The sequence below is a fragment of the Massilia sp. PWRC2 genome (assembly GCF_049896725.1).
Lineage (GTDB): Bacteria > Pseudomonadota > Gammaproteobacteria > Burkholderiales > Burkholderiaceae_D > JAFCUW01.
In genome coordinates, this window is sequence record NZ_JAFCUW010000009.1 from 162,001 (window position 1) to 179,009 (window position 17,009).

Consider the following 17,009-nt stretch of genomic DNA (forward strand, 5'->3'; position numbering starts at 1 on the left):
TTTCAGAAAAAGGGACGTCACGGCGCCCGCTAGCGGCGGCGCTGCGGCGGCGGCGGCGGGTAGACCAGGTGGGCGCGGTTATAAATATCGATCTGGCCGGCGGCGCGGTCGGCCAGCATGCCCACACCGGTGACGACGGTGTCACCCTGCAGCATCTCGACCGGCAGATCGGTGCGCAGCTTGTCTTCGTCGGTGAGGATGGTGAGCGCCTCGGTTTTCAGGCGCAGGTGCGGGCCCTGATTTGATGCCGGCCGCTCGACCAGCACGTTGCCCATCATGTCGACGATATTTTTCGTCTGGTCGATGCGGCCATTCGCCGCCGTCATGGTCATCGGCGGCAGCGGCGGCGACAGGCTCTGTACCACCGGCAGCACGATGTCGGCGGTGTCGTTATCGGGGCGGTGGGTCAGCTTGTCGCCAGCGACGATGTAGCGCGGCTTGCCGTCAGCGGTCATCTTGACCACACTGAAATTGTCGACGATGTAGTCAGGTTCACTGCGGGCGACACTGCTGCTGGCAAAATCGCCGCGGTTGATCACTTCGACCAGCCAGAAGCTGCCGAGGGCCAGCAGGACGCCAGCGCCGATGGTGGCGCTGACCTGCCAGCGGTGCGAAGTGCGCTTGTGGCGGGGGCGTGCCATGTCAGGCGAAGTACGGCGCCAGCGCGGCGTCGTAGCTGTGTTGGGCGCGCATGATCAGGTCGCACAGTTCGCGCACGGCGCCACGGCCGCCGGACGCACGGGTGACGTAGTGCACGCGGTGCTGCACTTCGCCGTGGCCACTGGGCACGGTGACGGCAAAGCCGACCTGGCGCAGCAGCGGCAGGTCGATGACGTCGTCGCCGATGTAGGCGCAGTCGGCTGCCGTCAAGCCAGTCAAGGCCAGCAGCTCGGCAAAGGCGATGCGCTTGTCGTGCGTGCCCTGGTAGACGTGGGCGATTTTCAGATCGGCCGCGCGGCGTACCACCACCGCCGACTTGCGGGCGCTGATGATGGCCACCGGCACGCCGGTTTTTTGCAGCAGCTCGATGCCCATGCCGTCGAGCACATTGAAGGTCTTGGTCACTTCACCATCGGCGCCGTAGGTCAGGCTGCCGTCGGTGAGGATGCCGTCGACGTCGAGGATCAGCAGGCGCACGGCAGCGGCGCGGCGCACGTGGTCCAGGGTGTAGTCAGCGTTGATCATCAGATCACCTTGGCGCGCGTGAGGTCGTGGATATGCAGGGCGCCCACCAGCTTGTCGTCGGCATCGACCACCAGCATCTGGTTGATGCGGTGCTGTTCCATGATGGCGACGGCGTCGACCGCCAGCTGCTCGGCGCGCACGCGGCGCGGGTCGGCATGCATGACGTCGCGGATCATGATCTTCGTAAAATCCTGCACCCGTTCGATCAGGCGGCGCAAGTCGCCATCGGTGAACACGCCGATCGGGCGCTGCGCGGCGTCGACGATGGCGGTCATGCCCATGCCCTTCTGGGTGATTTCCAGCAGCGCCTGCGACAGCGTGGCATCGACCGGCACGGCGGGCACGGCGGCGCCACTGCGCATGACGTCGCGCACGTGCGTGAGCAAACGGCGACCGAGAGCGCCACCGGGGTGCGAGCGGGCGAAATCTTCTTCGCGAAAGCCGCGCGCATCGAGCAGCGCCACTGCCAGGGCGTCACCCAGCGCCAGCGTGACGGTGGTGCTGGCCGTCGGCGCCAGATTCATCGGGCAGGCTTCCTTGGCCACCGAGACGTCCAGGTGAACATCGGCCATCAGTGCCAGCGACGATTGCGGCTTGCCGGTCATCGAAATGAGCGGCGCGCCCATGCGCTTGACGATCGGCAGAATGGCCATCAGTTCGGCCGATTCACCCGAATACGAAATGGCGATGAAGGCGTCTTGCGGGGTCACCATGCCAAGGTCGCCGTGGGCCGCTTCGGCCGGGTGGACGAACATGGCGGGGGTGCCGGTCGAGGCCAGGGTGGCGGCGATCTTGCGGGCGATGTGGCCGGACTTGCCGATCCCCGATACCACCACGCGCCCGCTGCAGGCGAGCAGCAGACTGACGGCGCGGCCGACGCTGTCGTCAGTGGCGAGGCGCTCGTGCAAGGCGCGGATGGCGTCGGCCTCGATCGCCAGCGTTTCGCGCGCGAGCTGCATGGAACGCTGCATCAGGTTTTCGTCAAAAGCTTTCAACATTGTTTTTTCATGGGTTACACTCGTCCAGGCAGTATAAACGAATTGGGAAAGCAAAAAACTTGCCAGTCATTTTACATCACCGTCTTTACGCTGTTCTTATCACTTGTTCGACTGCCGCAGCGTTGCGGCGGCGCCGTTAGCCCATGGCGTCCGGCCTCGAACTGACCCTGCTGCTACTGGGCAGCGCCGTCCTCGGCGTGGTGCTGTTTCGCATGCTGCACCTGCCGCCCATGCTGGGCTATCTGGCGGTCGGCATCCTGATCGGTCCGCACGCACTGGGGCTGGCTGACAACAACGCCTCGACCCATGCGCTGGCCGAATTCGGCGTGGTATTTTTGATGTTTTCCATCGGCCTCGAGTTTTCGCTGTCACAGTTAAAGGCGATGCGCTCGATCGTGTTCGGCCTGGGCCTGGCGCAGGTACTGGCGACCATCGCTGCCAGCATGGCGCTGGCGCTGGTGCTGGCAACCGTGCTGCCGCCGCCCTGGCGCATCAGCTGGCAGGCGGCGTTTGCGCTGGGCGGCGCGCTGGCGATGTCGTCCACCGCCATCGTCTCGAAGATGCTGACCGAACGGCTCGAACTGGAAAGCCAGCACGGTCGCCGCATCATCGGCGTCTTGCTGTTCCAGGATCTGGCGGTGGTGCCGCTGCTGATCCTGATCCCGTCGCTGGCGCAAAAGCCCACCGAGCTGGCCGCCACCCTGGGCTGGGCCAGTCTAAAAGCCGTGGTGGTGCTGGTGCTGCTGTTGTTTTTCGGCCAGAAGCTGATGCGCAAGTGGTTCACCCTGGTGGTCAAACGGCGCTCGCAGGAACTGTTCATGCTCAACCTGCTGTTGATCACCCTGGGGGCGGCCTGGATTACCGAGAAGGCCGGCCTGTCGATGGCGCTGGGCGCTTTTGTGGCCGGCATGCTGGTGTCGGAAACCCAGTACAAGCACCAGGTGGAAGAAGACATCAAGCCGTTTCGCGATGTTTTACTGGGACTGTTTTTCATCACCGTCGGCATGCTGCTCAATGTTGGCCTGGTGCTGCAGCACTGGCTGCTGGTGCTGGCGCTGCTGTGCGGACCGGTGCTGCTCAAGTTCGCCCTCATCGCCGGGCTGGCCAAGCTGTTCGGCGCCTCCGACGGCGTCTCCATGCGCACCGGCCTGGCACTGGCGCAGGCCGGCGAATTCGGCTTCGTGCTGCTCAATCTGACTGCCGGCGCGGCGCTGATCGATCCCTTCATCATCCAGCTGGTGCTGGCGTCGATGGTGCTGTCGATGCTGATCGCACCGCTGATCATCGCCAAGTCCGACCAGATCGTCATGAAGGTGGCCACCAACGAATGGATGCTGCAGTCGCTGCAGCTCACGCAAATCGCCAGCCGCAGCATGGCCCTGCAAAAGCACGTGATCGTCGCCGGTTTCGGCCGCAGCGGGCAATCGCTGGCGACCCTGCTGACGGAAGAAAAAGTGACCTACCAGGCGCTCGACCTCGACCCCGAACGGGTGCAGGAAGCGCAGGCGGCCGGTGCCCACGTGGCGTATGGCGACGCGGCCCGCCGCGAGTCGCTGGTGGCGGCCGGTATCAACCGCGCCAGCTGCCTGGTGATCACCTATGCCGACACGGCGTCGGCCCTGAAAGTGCTGCACCTGGCACACGAACTGGCGCCGGCGCTGCCGGTGATCGTGCGCAGTCACGACGACACCGACCTCGATTTGTTGAAACGCGCCGGGGCCGCCGAGGTGGTGCCGGAGGCGCTCGAGGGCAGCCTGATGCTGGCCTCGCACGCGCTGGTGATGATGGGCGTGCCGCTGCGCCGCGTGGTGCACCGGGTGCAGGAATCGCGCGATGAACGCTACGCTTCGCTGCGCGGCTATTTTCACGGCGCCGGTGATATTTCGGACGATCCCGCGCACCTGTACGTGCGCCTGCATACGGTGACGTTGGGCGAGCACGCCGGCGCGGTCGGCAAGTGCATTGGCGAGCTCGAACTGGGCGCGGTCGGCGCCGAGGTGACCGCGGTGCGCCGCGGCAGGCAGCGCATCGACAGCAGTGCGCAGACGGTGCTCCATGCCGGCGATGTGGTGGTGCTGCGTGGTTCGGGCGAGGCCGTCACGCGCGCCGAAGGGCGCCTGCTGCAGTAGCGGACTAACGCGCTAACGCTCAGTCGTCGAAGCTGACCACGCGGTTGCGCCCCGTTTCCTTGGCCTGGTAGAGGGCCGAATCGGCCTGCGCCACCAGCTGCTGGGCGACGCCCTCGATGGCATGATCGCGCTCGAAATCGTCGAGGGTGGCCACGCCAATCGACACCGACACCGGCAGCAGTTCGCCGCTCGATAATTCAAACGGGATGTTGGCGATACTGGCGCGGATGCGCTGGGCGACGACGGTGGCGCTGTCCAGATCGGCGTCGATGAGCAGCACGACGAATTCTTCGCCACCGAAGCGGCCGAGGGCATCGGAGATGCGCAGCTCGGCCTTGATGCGGCTGGCCACTTCGCGCAGCACTTCATCGCCGCCCTGGTGACCGACGCTGTCGTTGACCAGCTTAAAGTGGTCGATATCGATGTACATGCAGGAGATGCGGTAGGCCTGGCGGCGCGCGCGGCCGATTTCTTCGAGCAGGCGGCGGTCGATGTAGCGGCGGTTGTAGACGCCGGTGAGCGAATCGGTCAACCCGATGTACTTCAGCATTTCGTTGCTGATCACGTTTTCCAGGCAGATGGCGATGATCGATGCCATGTGCTCGATAAAATCGGTGGCCAGGGTGGGGGTAAAGCGGCTGGGGTTGACGCTGCCCAGGTTGAGACTGCCAATCACGCGGCGGTTGCGCAGCAGCGGCACCTGGGCAATGGTCTGCAAACCGGCGGGCGCGTGCGGAAACATCGCCTGGTGCAGCCCCGCCATGTACGGCCCCAGCTGCGGCTTGGGCATGCCGGTCAGCGCGCCCAGGCGGGTGGGGGCGAAGCCGAGCGCATGCTCGCTGTCGACAAAGATCAGTTCCGGAAAACTGGCAAAATCCACGCCCAGCTTGTCCATCACCGTGTGGATGTCAGCGTCCTTGTCGACCAGCGCGAGGGTGACGGTATCGAGATTCGAAATCGCCGGCAAGCTCTGGAAGATGGTGCCGATCAATTCCGGGAAGCTGGCAGCGCCGACAATTTCCAGGTCGAAGGCCTGGTGCCGGCACATGATGGAATGGTTCAGTTCGGCTTGTTCGATCAGATAGGCCAGGTGCGTCCGTAAAGTCGCATTTTCCGCTTCCAGTTCGTGCGGCGAGGCAAGCTGTTCGGACATGGCGCTCCTGACAAAAATAGTGGCTGGGTAGACATTCAACAAGTACCGCCACCTTACGCCAACTTGCCGCGCTTGGAAACGAATTAAGTTGTCGGCAGATACTTTTTATCACACAAAAGCGAGTACTGCGCGACCACCTAATCAGGCGTGATTGCCGTCTGATAACAAGGATGGGCTAGTAATTACTCAAATGCCAATTCGGCCTCGACCTGCTGCCCCACCGTCAGACGCACGCCGGCGCCAGCGCTGACGATGCAATTCATGCCGACGCAAACGGCGTCGTCGAGCAGCGCCTTGCGGCGAAAGCGCTGCAGGACGTCGAGCGGATCGGGGCCGCGCTCGGCCGTGGCCTGGTCGATCGCCGGAATCGGGCAGCGCGGGCATGGCTTGACGGGGGTGATGACAGCGTCGCCGATCGTCAAACGGCCAAGGTAGTCTTCCTCGAAACTGGCCAGACCGGCCACCACCAGGTTGGGGCGGAAGCGGTTCATGGGCAGCGCCGCGCGACCGGCCTGCAGCAGTTGTGCATTGATGTCGTCGAGCGAGGCGGCGCCGATCAGCAGCAGCGGATAGCCATCGGCGAAGCGGGTGGGGGCGCCGATCCCCCCGGTCCAGCGCTGGCCCGTCAGGCGCACGGCGTCGGCAGCAAAGCGCACCAGCCGGCAAGCCACGCCGAGCGCGGCGCTGAACCAGCGGGCGGCGGCGTCGCCACCATCGTCGGCGTCGAACACCTCGTCCCACAGGGTGACGCGCACCAGGCGGGCGTCCTGCTGGTGGGGGTACGGCAGCGCCAGCGGCGACTGGCCGGGGGCCGACAGCAGCAGCGCGTGCGGCGCAAGCTGGGGCCGGATCACGGCCATGCGCGGGTATTCACGCTGGGTCAGGAAGTGGCCGTTGGTATCGACCACCATCCACTGGCGGTCGGCCAGCACGCCCGTCGACAGGCCCGCCGGCGTCAGGATGGCGTCCGGCACATCGATGCCGGCGCACGATTTGATGGGGTAAATGGTCAGTTGGGTGAGGATGGCCATGATGGTCGGACAGACAGTAAAACACCCAGTATCGCAGGTCGCTGCGCCGTTGCGGCGTAAAAAAGGGCGCCGTGGCGCCCTCGGGGACAACGCTGGCGTGTGCGCCCTTAGACGTTGAACAGGAAGTTGAGCACGTCGCCATCCTTGACGACGTATTCCTTGCCTTCGGCGCGCATCTTGCCCGCTTCCTTGGCGCCCGCCTCGCCCTTGAAGGCAATGAAGTCTTCATAAGCGATGGTCTGGGCGCGAATAAAGCCCCGTTCAAAGTCGGTGTGAATGACGCCGGCAGCCTGGGGCGCGGTGTCGCCCACGTGAATGGTCCAGGCGCGCACTTCCTTGACGCCGGCGGTGAAATAAGTTTGCAAGCCCAGCAGTTTTTGGGCGGCGCGGATCAGGCGGTCGAGGCCCGGTTCCTGCATGCCCATGTCGGCCAGGAAGGCCCCCTTGTCGTCATCGTCGAGGTCGGCAATTTCCGACTCGATCGAGGCGCAGATGGCGACGATGGGGGCGTTTTGCGCATTGGCGTAGGCGGTCAGCTGGTCGAGCAGCGGGTTGTTGGTAAACCCCGTATCGGAGACGTTGGCGACGAACATGGCCGGCTTGGCGGTGATCAGGCACAGCGTCTTGATCAGCGCCAGGTCGTCGGCATCGAGCCCCAGCGTGCGCACTGGCAAGCCCTGGTTCAGGTGCGGCATCAGGCGCTCGCAGATGGCGACCAGCTTGGCGGCATCCTTGTCACCCGAGCGGGCTTTCTTGTTTTCGCGGTGAATCGCTTTTTCGACGGCGGCCATGTCGGCCAGCGCCAGCTCGGTCTGGATGACTTCGATGTCGTCGAGCGGGCTGATTTTGCCGGCCACGTGGATCACGTTGTCGTCCTCGAAGCAGCGCACGACGTTGACGATGGCGTCGGTTTCGCGGATGTGCGAGAGGAACTGGTTGCCCAGGCCCTCGCCTTTCGAGGCACCGGCCACCAGCCCGGCAATGTCGACGAACTCGACGATGGCATTGACCATGCGCTCGGGCTTGACGATGGCCGCCAGCGCGTCCATGCGCGGGTCCGGCACTTCGACGACGCCGACGTTCGGCTCGATGGTGCAGAACGGATAGTTCTCAGCTGGAATGCCGGCCTTGGTCAGCGCATTGAAAAGGGTGGACTTGCCGACGTTGGGCAGGCCGACGATGCCGCATTGGAGACTCATGGGAAAACTTTCTGATTCGATGGGCGGAAGCGCACGGCAGCCTGATAAAACGGTGCGGCGGTCCTAAACCCCATATTGTAACCGGGCTGGCCTCGCGCTGCCGCAAAAATAGCCAGACCGGGATGCTGGCGCTGCCACCAAAAAATCTGTCGAGAAAATTTACATTCCTGCGCGCTACATTTCTCCAATTAATTTAAAATGGAATAAATTCAACTACTTATGGGTGCTGGCATGCGATTTGCATCAGCACCACCAACAATTCACTTCTGACGAAATCATCATGAAAAAATTCCTGCAAGCGGCTTTCCTGATCACCGCACTGTTTGCCAGCGGCGTCCAGGCCTCGACGATTCGCGGCACCGGCACGGCAGCGCTGGTGGGCGGCGACCTGACCGATCCTGAAAACAATGGCAATCCGGACGCCAACATCGGTTACAACGCCACCTTTCGCTCGTCCGATAGCGCCGGTTTCGCCGGTGAAGGCCCATTCAACGTGTTCGACAACCGCCTTGGCGCGACGGTCGACAAATGGTGCTGTGGCACCGGTAACGTCTGGGTGGAAGCGGACTTCGGCAGCAAGCGATACACGCTGACCAGCTTTACGGCCTCGTCGGCCAACGATGTGCCCGAGCGCGATTCGATTCACTGGAAAATCCTCGGCTCTAACGACGGCATCAGCTACACCACCATCTTTGCTTACGACAATACGGTGTCGGCCTGGAGCGACCGCCTGCAAGTGATCCAGTTTGTGGCGGGCACCGACTTTACGGCGCCGGCCGCTTACAGCATCTTCCGCTACCAGTCGACCGGCACCAACACCGGCATGCACCAGCTGGGCGAACTGGAGTTTTTCGGCAACGCCGTGCCAGAACCAGGCGCCCCGGCCCTGCTGGCTCTTGGCCTGGCCGCGCTGATGGTGGCGCGCCGCATGCGCAAGAACTAAGCTGACCAACACCACACGAACCGCTGCCTGCAGCGGTTTTTTTTCGGCTTGTTTTCGGCTTGTTTTCGGCTTGTTTTCGGCTTGTTTTCGGCTTGTTTTCGGCTTGTTTTCGGCTTGCCTTCGTGTCGTTTTGGTCTACAACGCCTGAACAAGGGCCAGGTCGGGCCGCGCGACAAACTCGGCAAACGCATCGCGCAAGCGCTCGCCTTCGCCGATGGCGCGCTGCCAGGCGGCGATGCGGGCGCCATGATCGAGGCCGTAATACGTAAAATCCTTGCGATCTGGCAGCTTGGCACGGGGCAGACGCTGCACGAACCGGGCTGACGGCGCCACGATCAGCACATTGTCCAGCCAGGCCCGCTGGGGACCGCGCGCCAAGCGCCGCCACGGCATCGCCTTGTCGAGCCAGCCTGGCACGATGTGCTCGCCAAAGTGGGGATACAGCACCAGGTCGTCCGTCTGCCGCGCATACGGCAGCGCCAGGTGGTAATCGATGATGCCACCGTCCCAGTAGTGTCCGGCGGGCGCGCCCGGCAGCGCGCGCACCGGCTGCATGATCAAGGGCAGGCTGCCCGAGGCCAGCAGTGCCGGCGCCAGGTTGGCCGGCGTCAGCGGGGCAAAGTGGGTGCGAAAATCATCGAACGGGGCGCGCAGCCAGTCGGCGCCGCCGCGCGCATCGCCCAGCACCACGCGCTCGACCATGGCAGCGAGCGCGCGCCGCCCCGTCAGATTGCGCATGGCGGCCCAGGCAAAACCGCGCAGCTCGGCACTGCGGCCGAGGGGCGCGGCCAGCGCGCCCCTGCCGCGGTTGCTGATCAGGTGCAGGCGGTGCTGCGGGTGGTTCAGCATGGCGGACGCCTGGTCACCGATAAAATCGGCCAGCAGCTGGCGGCACACGCCGTCGATTTCCTGCTGCGACGGCTTGGCGCTGTAGCGTTGCTCGCTATACAGTCGGCCCAGGCGGGCAAACGCCGCCACCGGGTCGCTCTGGCAAGCCGCTGCCATGCGCCAGGCGCCGATCGAGGCGCCGATCAGGGTGCGCGGGCGCGGCGCCGCCGGCAAATAGCTGCCAAACAAAAACTGGTCGAGCGCCTGAAAGATCAAGCCCTTGGGGCCGCCTGCAGCGGCGGGGATGATGCCGATATCGGCTGCCTGCAAGCCATGCGTGCGGATGCGCGCGCGCGCGCGCGGTCCGGCGTGAAAGGTCAGCGCCGACACTGCGATCAGGCGGTATGCAACTGCATGGTGGCCGCATCGAACTTGCCATCGATGGCCAGCGGCAGCACGCGCAGCGCCTTGTCGATGGCGTCGTCGATCAGCGACTGCTCTTCCTTGCGCGGCCGGTGCAACACAAAATCGGCCACGGCTTGGTGGGAATTGAGACTGCGCGGATGGCCGATGCCGATGCGCACGCGCCAGTAATCCTGGGTGGCCAGCGCCGCCGTGATGTCTTTTAGACCGTTGTGGCCGCCTGAAGAGCCGCCCTTTTTCATCTTGACGACGCCGGGCGACAGGTCGAGCTCGTCGTGGACCACCAGGATCTCGTGCGGACTGATTTTATAAAACCGTGCCAGCTGGCCGACTGCCAGCCCGGAGCGGTTCATGAAGGTCAGCGGCTCGAGCAAAAACAGCTCGTTGGCACCGACCTTCGCCTTGCCGAGCTTGGCGTTAAAGCGCGCTTCATGCTGCAGGCGGCAGCCGGGCAGGCTGTTGGCGAACTGGTCGACCAGCCAGAAGCCGGCGTTGTGGCGGGTTTGTTCGTATTCGGGGCCAGGGTTGCCGAGGCCGACGATCAGGCGGATGGACATGTCGATCAATTCAAAAAAGCACAAGCTCGAGAGTAAAGCAAAACCACGGCTTCAGCGTAAAAAAACCCGCCGCGGCCGAAGCCGGGCGGGTTTTGATGGTGCGCTTACTGCAAAAGAAAAATTACTTCTTTTCAGCGGCGACTGGCTCGACAACAGCGGCTTCGTCAGCGACTTTGCCGGCTGGGATTGCAGCGGTAGCAACGGTCTGGTCATCGCCGTGGGCAATAACGGTCACGCCTTTTGGCAGTTTCAGAGCCGACACGTGGATCGAGTGGCCCACTTCGATGGTCGACAGGTCGACTTCGATGAATTCTGGCAGATCGGCAGGCAGGCAGGTAATGTCGAGGTCGGTCAGCACGTGCGAAATGACAGCACCGCTCAGTTTCACGGCAGGCGACAACTCGGCGTTGACGAAGTGCAGCGCGACTTTCTTGTGCATCGCTTGCTTGGCATCGACGCGCTGGAAGTCAGCGTGCAGAACCAGTTGCTTAAATGCGTGCATCTGGAAGTCGCGCAGCACGACTTGCTGGCTGACGCCGTCGATTTCCAGATCGAGGATCGAACCGTGGAAGGCTTCTTTTTTCAGCGCGTGGTACAGCGCATTGCCATCGAGCGAAATCATGACGGGAGCGTCGACGCCACCGTAGATGATGCCAGGCGTTTGGCCCGAAATACGCAGGCGGCGGCTCGCTCCGGACCCCTGCAACGTGCGATTAAATGCGATAACTTTCATGTGTAACTCCATAAATTGCAGGACTGAATTGCCCTGCGGTTGAAACGCCCGCGACCAGGCATTTCCAAAAGTCGACCACCGTGGCGGCCGAAAAAACGGTAAATATTTTAAACGGCAACGGCGCCCTGGCCAACAGCCCGGGCGCCGTGCAGATGAGGTTGCCGCTTGCAAGCAAGCGGCGGCGTCACTAGTCGATAAACAGGGAGATCACCGAATCGCCCTTGATGATGCGTTTAAACGTTTCAGCCAGCAGGGGCGCACACGACACCTGGCGGATCTTGCCGCAGGCAGCGGCCGCGGCCGACAGCGGAATGGTGTCAGTGACCACCAATTCATCGAGCGGCGAGGCGGAAATGCGGTCGATGGCGGGACCCGACAGCACCGGGTGGGTGCAGTACGCCACCACTTTCTTGGCGCCGCGCGACTTCAACACTTCGGCAGCCTTGGTCAGGGTGCCGGCGGTGTCGACCATGTCGTCCATGATGACGCAGTTGCGGCCTTCGACTTCACCGATGATGTTCATCACTTCCGACACGTTCGCCTTCGGGCGGCGCTTGTCGATGATGGCCAGGTCGCAGCCGAGACGCTTGGCCAGCGCCCGCGCACGCACCACGCCGCCGACGTCGGGCGAGACCACCAGCAGGTCGTCGTAATTCTTTTTCTGCAAGTCGCCCAGCAAAATGGGCGACGCATAAATGTTGTCAACCGGGATGTCGAAAAAGCCCTGGATCTGGTCAGCGTGCAAGTCCATGATCAGGACGCGCTCGACCCCGGCTTTTTCCAGCATATTGGCCACCACCTTGGCCGAGATGGCCACGCGCGCCGAACGGGGGCGGCGGTCCTGGCGGGCATACCCAAAATACGGGATGGCGGCGGTAATGCGACCGGCCGAAGCGCGCTTGAGGGCATCGACCATCAGGATGATTTCCATCAGGCTGTCGTTGGTCGGCGCGCACGTCGACTGCAACACGAAGACGTCTTTACCGCGCACGTTTTCATTGATCTCGACCATCACTTCGCCATCAGAAAATTTCGACACCACGGCCTTGCCGAGAGGAATGCCGAGATTTTTTACGACTCCTTCTGCCAGCGCGGGGTTAGCGTTGCCGGTAAAAACCATCAGGTTTTCATAAGCCATGGGAGTCCCGAGAGAAGATACGTTGAAGTCTTGAAGTAAGGCCAGGCCGTAAGGCGACTGACTGCACATAGAGTGACCCGAGCGCGGGTCCGGCGATCTTGCAGGCTGGACGCGAATAGCGCATCGACAGTCCCGCAAAATGAATGGCAGGGGAACAAGGATTCGAACCTTGGTATGCTGGAATCAAAATCCAGTGCCTTAACCAGCTTGGCGATTCCCCTACGCAACTGCTTTGCTTGTCGCGATGTTCGACGCATTGTATCGTCATTCATCACGCCAGGCCAAATTCTATTCGATAACACCATCAATTTGCAACTGCGCTTGAAGGGGATGACGCTGCAGCGACCTGGCCACAAAGCCGCGCCACTGCGATGGCAACTGCGCCAACACCAGGGCGGCGGCAGCTTCGCTGGCAAACGCGCAAAACACGCATGCTCCCGAACCTGTCATCCTCGACTCGCCGTATGCCGCCAACCATTCGACCGCTGCTGCTACCGGCGGGAACAAGCGTGCTGCAACGGCTTGCAAATCGTTTCTTCCGTAAGCCTGCAGACTTGATGCTGTCTTCAGGTGTCTGGAAAAGTCCGTTATTCTGACCGGTTTCGCGTCCCTTGTCAAATCCGCCGCAGAAAAGATTGATGCAGTCGGCACTTCCACGCCGGGCGCGATGACCACATACCAGCAATCGGGCGTTTCCACCGCTGTCATTTGCTCACCGACGCCTTCGACGAAGGCATTTTGGCCAAACAAAAAAAACGGGATGTCGGCGCCCAGCGGCAAGCCCAGCGCCATCAGCTCGGCGCCCGTAAAGCCAGCGTGCCACAGATGATTGGCCGCCATCAAGGCGGTGGCGGCATCGGACGATCCGCCACCCAAACCGCCGCCCATCGGCAGGCGCTTGGTCACATGGACATCGACGCCGGGCGGCAGCCGGCCGTGGCGCTCATAAAAAGCGCCTTGCAGCAAGCGCAACGCGCGCACCACCAGGTCGCTCTCGGCGGGCACGCCAGCCAGTTCACTGGTGCGGACAATCCGCTCATCGGCGCGCAACGACAGGTCGAGGCTGTCGCCAACATCGATCAGCTGGAATACCGACTGCAGCAAGTGATAACCATCGGCGCGCCGCCCGGTAATGTGCAGAAACAAATTGAGTTTTGCCGGGGCCGCGCACCCGAGCAGCGAACGCGCCCTCACCTCAACCCTGGCCGTCGAGGACGATGCGGATGGCCAGCTCTTCGGTGGCGGCGCCCGCCGCCGCGTCGTGCTCGGCATCGATGCGCTTGGGCAGCAGCCGGCCGCCGGCGTCGTTTTGCCAGGACACAAAGCGCAGGCGCCAGCCATCGCGCGTGGTGACGGTGTTGGTGGCGGCAGAGGCGACAAAACGGCTGCCGTCAGCGGCGCTGGCATAGCCTTGCAGCCAGTCACGCAAGCCCGACACCGGCAAGGTCCAGCCCAGCGCGGCGGTGGTCAATGACTCAAGGTCGGCCGCCACCTGCGGCGCCTTGTCAGCCTGCACCAGGGTGGCCGACTGCGCAGTGACGCTGATGGTGGCGATGGTGGCCAGCGGCGACGATAAGGTGACGTCGAGGCGCGCCGGCGTTTGTACCCAGGTGAACTTGCCAGTGAGCGACTCGGGATTGCCATTGTGCTTGTAGTTGACGGACAGGCGGCCGCTGGCATCGAAGGTGGCGCGGTAAGCGGCCAGCGGCGCTGCCGTCGCGCTGCCGGCCGGCAGCGGCGCCTTTGAGATCGGCGACATGGCGGCGCAACCACCGAGCAGGATGGCGCACAGGCCGGCGCTCAATAAGGAACTTGCTTGCATCGGTTTTTTTAATTTTTTTTAAAAAATGGGAACATGGGAAGGGCTCAGATGCTGGTGCGCAGGCGCGCCAGCGTGCTTTTGAGGGTGTCGTTTTTAGGGTCCTTGTTGAGCGCTTCGCGCCACAGCTTGCGGGCATCGGCTTGCTGTCCCTTTTGCCACAACACTTCACCAAGATGAACGGCAATTTCGGCGTCACTGCGCAGCGCGTAGGCCTGGCGCAACTGCTTTTCGGCGGCGTTCAGATTACCCATCCGAAATTGTACCCAGCCCATGCTGTCCATGATGAAGGGATCATCGGGCGCCATTTGCAGCGCCTTGGTGATCAGTTCGAGCGCTTCCGGCAGGCGGATATTGCGCTCGGCCAGCGAGTAGCCGAGGGCGTTGTAGGCCTGGTGATGGTCGGGCACCTGGGCGATCACCTTGCGCAGCGCCTGCTCCATGTCGTCGAGGCGGCCCATTTTTTCCGCCAGCATGGCGACATCGTAGAGCACATCGGCATTGCCGGGGAAGGTAGTCAGGGCCGTTTGCAGCAGCACGTAGGCATCCTGCAAACGGCCGGCTTCGCGCAAGACCTGGGCGTCAGCGAGCACGATCTGCGCCTGTTCGGCCTCGGTCGATGTCGCCAGCTTGGCCAGCAGTGCGCGGGCGCCGTCGACATCGCCACGCTTGCCGAGTAGCTGGGCGCGCCTGAGCTGGGCGGCAAACCAGCCCCGTTCATCGTCGTCGATCTTGTCGAGCCAGGCCAGCGCCGCGCCGCTGTCGCCCCGTTCCTCGGCCAGCTGGGACAGCAGGCTGTAGGCACGGGCGGTGTCGATATCGCCATTGCTCTGTCCGCTGGCGGCGTCGGCAAACCGCTGCAGGTAGGATTCGGCGCTGGCGCTGTCGTTCATTTGCAGCGAGACGATGCCAAGCGCGTACAGGGTGCTCAGATTGTCGGGCTGGCCCTTGAGCAGGGTACGCAATTCTTCGCGCGCGGGACCGAACTGACGCGCCCCCGCCAGCAGGCGCGCATGGGCCGCGCGAACTTCGCGGGCGTTCGGGTGGGCTTTAAGGAAGCGCCCCAGCAAGGCTTGCGCCGCCGCTTCATCGGCGCTGACCTGGGCCACCATCAGCACGGCGATTTCGGAATCGGGTTTGAGGGCCAGCGCCGCCTGCGCTTCCACGCTGGCGCGCGCTTTGTCGCCGCGGCCAAACGCCGCCTGCGCCAGCACCAGGTGGCCTTCGAGGGTGCGGCTGTACGGCGCCACCAGCCGCTCCAGCATGGCACTGGCGGCGGCTTTGTCCTTGGCGCGTCCCAGCAACTGCTGGGTCTGGAACATCAGCAGCGCACGGTCGCCCCCAGCAGCAGCAGCCAGCCGGCTGCGAAAGATCCCTTCGGCGTCGCTGATATCGTCGGACAACACGACGATGCCCAGGTAATACTGGGCCGCCTCATCCGATTGCGGCGCCAGTTCGCGCCACAGCCGCACCGCTGCCAGGGTCGGCTCGCCCTGTTGCGAGGCCAGCGCGATTTCGGTAGCGCGCTGGGCCAGGCGCGGGTCACGGGTTTGCTGGGCGGCGCCCATCATGACCATGAAAGGCCCCTGCCAGTTGCCGTTTTTAAAATCAATTTCGGCCACCATCAGCTTGTACAACAGTTCGCTGGTCAGGGCCACATTCGGTAGCTGCGGATCGGCCTGCAGGGCCACCGGCTCGGCCGTTACGGGGGTGGTGCGCTCGACCGACCAGGCCGGCGCGGCAATGGCGGCCGGCGCCGCATTGCCGTTGGCGGCAGCAGCAGCAGCAGCAGCAGCGGGGACAGGCACGACAGCAGCGGCCGCCGGCACCGGGACCGGGCCGGCCGTACCGCACGCCGTCAACACACCGGCGAGAGTTACAATGACGAAAGCGTTTTTCAAGGCAGTTCCAAGATGACCCGATTGATCCCAGATTCTACGCGCAACCACCGCCCTGCGTGCGCCAATGCCGCGCACCATTGCCGCTTGACCGGCAGCGGCAGCGGCCGTCACGCGATTGCGAGCGCGCATGCCTGAATTACCCGAAGTTGAAGTCACCCGCCGTGGCGTTGCCCCGCACCTCGAGGGCCGGCTGGTCGAACAGGTGCTGTTGCGCCGCGATGGCCTGCGCTGGCCCTTCCCGCCCAACCTGCCGGCACTGCTGGAGGGACGGCGGATTAACACCACCGGACGGCGCGGCAAATACCTGTTGTTGCACTTCGACCACGGCAGCCTGATTATTCACCTGGGCATGTCGGGCCACTTGCGCGTGCTCGATCCGGCCACCGCTGTCAAAAAGCATGACCATGTCGACCTCATCGTCGCCGGCCCGGCCGGTGCGCCGGCGCAGGCGCTGCGGCTGAACGATCCGCGCCGCTTCGGCGCGGTACTGTGGCACGCCAACGACGACGGCGAGCTGGCCTCCCATGTGTTGCTGCGCGGCCTGGGGGTGGAACCACTCGAAGCAGGGTTCGATGGCGGCACCTTGTATCGTGCCAGCCGCGGTCGCAGCGCGCCCATCAAGCAATTTTTGTTGGGCGGTGACATCGTTGTGGGCGTCGGCAATATTTACGCTTGTGAGAGTTTGTTTCAAGCAAAAATTAACCCAAAAACCGCCGCTGGACGCATTTCACGCGCCCGTTATGACGTTTTGGCGCTAGCAATCCGCCAAATTCTTGCCGAGGCAATCGTGCAAGGAGGTAGTACATTGCGTGACTTTCTTGCCGTCAATGGCCAATCGGGCTATTTCCAACAGACATATTTCGTCTATGATCGTGAAAGAGTGCCGTGCCGCAACTGTGGCACGCCGATCCGCCGGATCGTGCAGGGGCAGCGCTCAACATTTTATTGTGTAAACTGCCAAAAATAACAGGC

General features: G+C 63.4%; 16 protein-coding genes and 1 tRNA gene. 3 read left to right on the top strand and 14 right to left on the bottom strand.

All coding sequences use genetic code 11. From position 1 onward, the window contains the following. Window positions 1-29: 29 nt before the first annotated feature. From lptC to ACP7BZ_RS17835, 3 genes are read right to left on the bottom strand one after another with little or no spacing between them, the layout of a single operon-like run. The gene (gene lptC, locus ACP7BZ_RS17825) at window positions 30-641 is read right to left on the bottom strand and encodes an LPS export ABC transporter periplasmic protein LptC (RefSeq protein WP_426115602.1); all 612 of its coding nucleotides are present in this window, start codon (window positions 639-641) and stop codon (window positions 30-32) included. Between the two features lies 1 nt (window position 642). After that, a complete protein-coding gene (locus ACP7BZ_RS17830) occupies window positions 643-1,185 on the bottom strand; it encodes a KdsC family phosphatase (protein WP_426115604.1) in 543 nt (180 codons plus the stop codon). Next, window positions 1,185-2,183 (bottom strand): KpsF/GutQ family sugar-phosphate isomerase, encoded by a 999-nt coding sequence (locus ACP7BZ_RS17835; RefSeq protein WP_426115606.1) that lies wholly within the window; start codon window positions 2,181-2,183, stop codon window positions 1,185-1,187. Before ACP7BZ_RS17835 ends, ACP7BZ_RS17830 begins: the two co-directional genes overlap by 1 nt. Window positions 2,184-2,326: 143 nt before the next feature. On the opposite strand from ACP7BZ_RS17835, the gene ACP7BZ_RS17840 reads away from it, so the two are divergent. Next, entirely contained in the window at window positions 2,327-4,312 is a 1,986-nt protein-coding gene (locus ACP7BZ_RS17840; RefSeq protein ID WP_426115608.1) for a monovalent cation:proton antiporter-2 (CPA2) family protein, read from the top strand. Window positions 4,313-4,331: 19 nt separating this feature from the next. Here ACP7BZ_RS17840 and ACP7BZ_RS17845 read toward each other — a convergent pair whose 3' ends face one another. From ACP7BZ_RS17845 to ychF, 3 genes are all read right to left on the bottom strand, one after another. Beyond that, window positions 4,332-5,465 carry a diguanylate cyclase gene (locus ACP7BZ_RS17845; RefSeq protein ID WP_426115610.1) on the bottom strand — a complete coding sequence of 378 codons (1,134 nt, stop codon included), beginning with the start codon at window positions 5,463-5,465 and terminating at the stop codon, window positions 4,332-4,334. Between the two features lie 182 nt (window positions 5,466-5,647). Further along, entirely contained in the window at window positions 5,648-6,496 is an 849-nt protein-coding gene (locus ACP7BZ_RS17850) for an MOSC domain-containing protein (RefSeq protein ID WP_426115612.1), read from the bottom strand. Window positions 6,497-6,603: 107 nt separating this feature from the next. Continuing rightward, the gene (ychF, locus tag ACP7BZ_RS17855) at window positions 6,604-7,695 is read right to left on the bottom strand and encodes a redox-regulated ATPase YchF (RefSeq protein ID WP_426115614.1); all 1,092 of its coding nucleotides are present in this window, start codon (window positions 7,693-7,695) and stop codon (window positions 6,604-6,606) included. A 280-nt stretch (window positions 7,696-7,975) separates the two neighbouring features. Between ychF and ACP7BZ_RS17860 the strand changes: the two genes are divergently transcribed. Further along, window positions 7,976-8,638 (top strand): PEP-CTERM sorting domain-containing protein, encoded by a 663-nt coding sequence (locus ACP7BZ_RS17860; RefSeq protein ID WP_426115616.1) that lies wholly within the window; start codon window positions 7,976-7,978, stop codon window positions 8,636-8,638. 135 nt (window positions 8,639-8,773) lie between these two features. Here ACP7BZ_RS17860 and ACP7BZ_RS17865 read toward each other — a convergent pair whose 3' ends face one another. From ACP7BZ_RS17865 to ACP7BZ_RS17900, 8 genes are all read right to left on the bottom strand, one after another. After that, the gene (locus tag ACP7BZ_RS17865) at window positions 8,774-9,856 is read right to left on the bottom strand and encodes a patatin-like phospholipase family protein (protein WP_426115618.1); all 1,083 of its coding nucleotides are present in this window, start codon (window positions 9,854-9,856) and stop codon (window positions 8,774-8,776) included. 5 nt (window positions 9,857-9,861) lie between these two features. After that, entirely contained in the window at window positions 9,862-10,446 is a 585-nt protein-coding gene (gene pth, locus ACP7BZ_RS17870; RefSeq protein ID WP_426115620.1) for an aminoacyl-tRNA hydrolase, read from the bottom strand. A 121-nt stretch (window positions 10,447-10,567) separates the two neighbouring features. Then, on the bottom strand, window positions 10,568-11,179 hold the full coding sequence (locus ACP7BZ_RS17875) for a 50S ribosomal protein L25/general stress protein Ctc (protein ID WP_426115622.1): 612 nt from the start codon (window positions 11,177-11,179) through the stop codon (window positions 10,568-10,570). Between the two features lie 187 nt (window positions 11,180-11,366). Next, window positions 11,367-12,317 (bottom strand): ribose-phosphate pyrophosphokinase, encoded by a 951-nt coding sequence (locus tag ACP7BZ_RS17880; protein ID WP_426115624.1) that lies wholly within the window; start codon window positions 12,315-12,317, stop codon window positions 11,367-11,369. Window positions 12,318-12,461: 144 nt separating this feature from the next. Then, window positions 12,462-12,538, bottom strand: a tRNA-Gln gene (locus ACP7BZ_RS17885). Window positions 12,539-12,605: 67 nt separating this feature from the next. Further along, window positions 12,606-13,511: a 4-(cytidine 5'-diphospho)-2-C-methyl-D-erythritol kinase gene (ispE, locus tag ACP7BZ_RS17890; protein WP_426115626.1), complete on the bottom strand. Its 906-nt coding sequence runs from the start codon at window positions 13,509-13,511 to the stop codon at window positions 12,606-12,608. Between the two features lies 1 nt (window position 13,512). Continuing rightward, window positions 13,513-14,139, bottom strand: a complete 627-nt coding sequence (locus tag ACP7BZ_RS17895; RefSeq protein WP_426115628.1) for a lipoprotein insertase outer membrane protein LolB — start codon at window positions 14,137-14,139, stop codon at window positions 13,513-13,515. Between the two features lie 44 nt (window positions 14,140-14,183). Then, complete coding sequence (locus ACP7BZ_RS17900; RefSeq protein ID WP_426115630.1) at window positions 14,184-16,037, bottom strand: tetratricopeptide repeat protein; 1,854 nt, start codon at window positions 16,035-16,037, stop codon at window positions 14,184-14,186. Between the two features lie 127 nt (window positions 16,038-16,164). Between ACP7BZ_RS17900 and mutM the strand changes: the two genes are divergently transcribed. Then, window positions 16,165-17,004: a bifunctional DNA-formamidopyrimidine glycosylase/DNA-(apurinic or apyrimidinic site) lyase gene (gene mutM, locus ACP7BZ_RS17905; RefSeq protein WP_426115632.1), complete on the top strand. Its 840-nt coding sequence runs from the start codon at window positions 16,165-16,167 to the stop codon at window positions 17,002-17,004. Window positions 17,005-17,009 lie beyond the last annotated feature (5 nt).

What these genes read in the sequence shown, in the direction of transcription:
- ACP7BZ_RS17845 (WP_426115610.1), bottom strand. Translation starts at nt 5,465, where the DNA reads ATGTCCGAACAGCTTGCCTCGCCGCACGAACTGGAAGCGGAAAATGCG.
- pth (WP_426115620.1), bottom strand. Translation starts at nt 10,446, where the DNA reads ATGTCCATCCGCCTGATCGTCGGCCTCGGCAACCCTGGCCCCGAATAC.
- ACP7BZ_RS17895 (WP_426115628.1), bottom strand. Translation starts at nt 14,139, where the DNA reads ATGCAAGCAAGTTCCTTATTGAGCGCCGGCCTGTGCGCCATCCTGCTC.
- ACP7BZ_RS17835 (WP_426115606.1), bottom strand. Translation starts at nt 2,183, where the DNA reads ATGTTGAAAGCTTTTGACGAAAACCTGATGCAGCGTTCCATGCAGCTC.
- ACP7BZ_RS17850 (WP_426115612.1), bottom strand. Translation starts at nt 6,496, where the DNA reads ATGGCCATCCTCACCCAACTGACCATTTACCCCATCAAATCGTGCGCC.
- ychF (WP_426115614.1), bottom strand. Translation starts at nt 7,695, where the DNA reads ATGAGTCTCCAATGCGGCATCGTCGGCCTGCCCAACGTCGGCAAGTCC.
- ACP7BZ_RS17830 (WP_426115604.1), bottom strand. Translation starts at nt 1,185, where the DNA reads ATGATCAACGCTGACTACACCCTGGACCACGTGCGCCGCGCCGCTGCC.
- ACP7BZ_RS17875 (WP_426115622.1), bottom strand. Translation starts at nt 11,179, where the DNA reads ATGAAAGTTATCGCATTTAATCGCACGTTGCAGGGGTCCGGAGCGAGC.
- ACP7BZ_RS17880 (WP_426115624.1), bottom strand. Translation starts at nt 12,317, where the DNA reads ATGGCTTATGAAAACCTGATGGTTTTTACCGGCAACGCTAACCCCGCG.
- ACP7BZ_RS17840 (WP_426115608.1), top strand. Translation starts at nt 2,327, where the DNA reads ATGGCGTCCGGCCTCGAACTGACCCTGCTGCTACTGGGCAGCGCCGTC.
- mutM (WP_426115632.1), top strand. Translation starts at nt 16,165, where the DNA reads ATGCCTGAATTACCCGAAGTTGAAGTCACCCGCCGTGGCGTTGCCCCG.
- lptC (WP_426115602.1), bottom strand. Translation starts at nt 641, where the DNA reads ATGGCACGCCCCCGCCACAAGCGCACTTCGCACCGCTGGCAGGTCAGC.
- ACP7BZ_RS17860 (WP_426115616.1), top strand. Translation starts at nt 7,976, where the DNA reads ATGAAAAAATTCCTGCAAGCGGCTTTCCTGATCACCGCACTGTTTGCC.